This window comes from Acidovorax sp. HMWF018 (genome assembly GCF_003061035.1).
In the GTDB taxonomy this organism is placed as follows: Bacteria; Pseudomonadota; Gammaproteobacteria; order Burkholderiales; family Burkholderiaceae_C; genus Acidovorax; species Acidovorax delafieldii.
The window spans coordinates 1-2,401 of record NZ_QAIM01000563.1; the positions used below are offsets into that span (position 1 = coordinate 1).

4 protein-coding genes and 1 pseudogene are annotated in these 2,401 nt (G+C 63.4%); all 5 read left to right on the forward strand.

The genetic code is table 11. The features are described 5' to 3' along the window. Nucleotides 1-302: pseudogene (locus DBR23_RS24160) on the forward strand (hypothetical protein); the annotation flags it as partial. A gap of 142 nt (nt 303-444) precedes the next feature. After that, the gene (locus tag DBR23_RS24165) at nt 445-660 is read left to right on the forward strand and encodes a hypothetical protein (RefSeq protein ID WP_146191432.1); all 216 of its coding nucleotides are present in this window, start codon (nt 445-447) and stop codon (nt 658-660) included. 149 nt (nt 661-809) lie between these two features. Further along, the gene (locus DBR23_RS24170; protein ID WP_055400844.1) at nt 810-1,067 is read left to right on the forward strand and encodes a hypothetical protein; all 258 of its coding nucleotides are present in this window, start codon (nt 810-812) and stop codon (nt 1,065-1,067) included. A 50-nt stretch (nt 1,068-1,117) separates the two neighbouring features. Beyond that, nucleotides 1,118-1,417: a hypothetical protein gene (locus tag DBR23_RS24175; RefSeq protein WP_157443496.1), complete on the forward strand. Its 300-nt coding sequence runs from the start codon at nt 1,118-1,120 to the stop codon at nt 1,415-1,417. A gap of 275 nt (nt 1,418-1,692) precedes the next feature. Then, complete coding sequence (locus DBR23_RS24180; protein WP_108499820.1) at nt 1,693-2,154, forward strand: hypothetical protein; 462 nt, start codon at nt 1,693-1,695, stop codon at nt 2,152-2,154. Nucleotides 2,155-2,401: the final 247 nt, after the last annotated feature.

A 2,401-nucleotide genomic window follows, 5' to 3' on the forward strand; every position in this document is an offset into this window, starting at 1 on the left:
GTTCGCTTGGAAAAGGCAAAGCGGCCGCCAAGGTGGCCAAGAAGGGCCCTGTCGCCATGAAGCACAACGCCAGGGACGCCTTCAAGGCCGAAGCCAGGGCCGCCTGGGCCGAACGGGAGCAGCGCTACAGGCCAAGCTCGAAGAACGAGGCCGAGCGCACGCGAGGCCAGTCCGACAGGAGAGGAAAAGAAAGCGTTTGCTCGCTGCCATTCGGAGCGCAGACGATGGCGGAGCGGCCTTGCGCGCATTCGCGAAGCGGATCGCGGATACGGGGATCGGCCGCGTTGGAGTATCTGTCGTGACTTCGGCCGCACCCGCCTTGTCGGCCGGGATTGCCGGGCGAATCGTGTACTCACGCCGGGCGCACGCTCGATGCTGTCGGAGGCGGATTGGCGTTGGTTCGAGCGGCAAGCTCACGGGGACTTCGATCATCTGCTGATCGCCATGTCCGCGCCCTACCTGCTCACGCCTGCGCTCCATCACGTCGAGTCATGGAGCGAAGCGGTGTGCGATGGTGCCTGGGGCCGCGCCATGGCCGCCCTGGGAGAGCGCGCGCGGCAGGCCATCGAACTCGATCATTGGGCCGCTTTCCGCAATTCATTCGACGACTCACCGACCTGCTGCGCCGAGCAGGCTCGGGCGAGTGCACGCCCGCGCTAGCGTCGATCGTGGTGCTGGCAGGCGACATACACAACGGGTCAATCGCCGAAGTGCTGTTTCACTGCGCGCCCCCCCATCAACCTCCTACTTACCAGGTTGTTTCGTCGCCCGTACGCAATGCGCTCCGGCGGTGGGAAAGGCTCGCGCTCATGATCGCTGGCTCGCGACCGGCCGCCATGTTGGGGCGAGCGCTCCTCGGCACGGCAGGTCTCGTGCCGCCGGCATTGCGGTGGCGCAAACTCGCCGGGCCCTGGTTCGACAATCACATCAGCACGATAGAAGTGCGTGACCGCCAGGTCAGCATCCGGGTCGAGCGGGCGGTGGGCGCCGAAGGAGGCCGGGCGGATCTCGCGCCATTGGCTGTGTTCAAAGTGCCTCATCCTTCTGACGGTTTCATGTCCTCATAAAGGCAGATTCTTCGCGAGAGCGACACGCTACACTGGGGCGAACAGCAAACTTGGAGGACAGCCAAATGGGGCATCATCGAGGAGACTACGGTCATGGCGGCCGTGCGACAGGCTTCGGCGAGCCACTCGCCCGACTGCCGCGCGGTGTCAAAGCCGTGCTGGCGCTTGTTGCGCTGCTGGTGGTATTGGCAGGCTTGGCGGTGGTGGTGGCGGCAGTCCTGGTAGTCATCAAGTTGGCGGGCGGTGGCACGTTGCCCGGCGCCCTCCAGAATGCCTGGGAGCTCTTCCAGCGCAACCTTCCGGCGCTGCTGAACTTCTGGAAGGCCGTCCAAGGCCTTGCGGGCAAGTAGTAAGGCCGCCGTCGCATGATTCACATTCATGTGCGCAAGTTTGCGCGATGAAGTCGACGCTTTCCCGCTGTGCGGCAGCCGTGGCCGAACATCGACTGCGCCACGGCACCACCGCCACCGCCAGCATGCCGACCAGCAACGTCCACAATTGATGTTGTCGCTCGCAGGCGGTTGCAGGGGGCACATATCAAGCTTTGCGGTAATCGGATAGGTCTAGTCGGAACATTCCCCGAAGATCTGGCTCCAACCTGACCACAGATCGACCAGGAGATGCAATGAGATGGATTTCATTGGCATTGGCGCTGCTTGTGGCAGCGGCAACCACTGGCTGTGCTGTCTCTCAACCCGGCTTGGCAGTGCCGCCGCCCCTGCGTATTGACGAGGTGGTGGCGATGAGCTTGCGCGGAGAGAGTGATGCAGCAATCATTGCCCAAATCCAGCAGCGAGGCGCTGCTTTCGTGGTGGGGGCCGAGGATTTTGCGCAGCAGCGCGCTGCGGGTGTTAGCGACGGCGTGCTGCGCTATATCCAGGGCCGTAGCGACGGCGATCAGGCCCTCAAGGCTCGCATCCTGTCTGGCCGGTACCAAGTTCCCGCGTATTACGGCAGTTCATACCTGGGATATTCTTACCTCGGATACCATGCAGGACAGCACTACTATGGTGGGAGTTTGCGCGGCTACCCACGGGGGTACGCACACATGCACCACGGGGCCCATCATGGCGGTCGACACCACTGATGCCTGCGCCGTTCGTCGATGCGCGCTCGCTACGGGACGCGCAAGCGCACAAGAGCAAGGCCGGGCAGTCTAGGAAGGCGACCGGGAAGGTTGCCGGTGGTGGATCGTTTCTGGCAACGCCAGCAAATGCTCGTGGCAGGTGAGCCGCGCAAATGCGCTAGTGGACAAATGGCCAAGAAGAGGGGTGAGTGGCTGCATCAACGCTCCTGTGCATCAACGTCGAAGGACTCCATCACTTCCCTGAGGC

What these genes read in the sequence shown, in the direction of transcription:
- DBR23_RS24165 (WP_146191432.1), top strand. Translation starts at nt 445, where the DNA reads ATGTCCGCGCCCTACCTGCTCACGCCTGCGCTCCATCACGTCGAGTCA.
- DBR23_RS24180 (WP_108499820.1), top strand. Translation starts at nt 1,693, where the DNA reads ATGAGATGGATTTCATTGGCATTGGCGCTGCTTGTGGCAGCGGCAACC.
- DBR23_RS24170 (WP_055400844.1), top strand. Translation starts at nt 810, where the DNA reads ATGATCGCTGGCTCGCGACCGGCCGCCATGTTGGGGCGAGCGCTCCTC.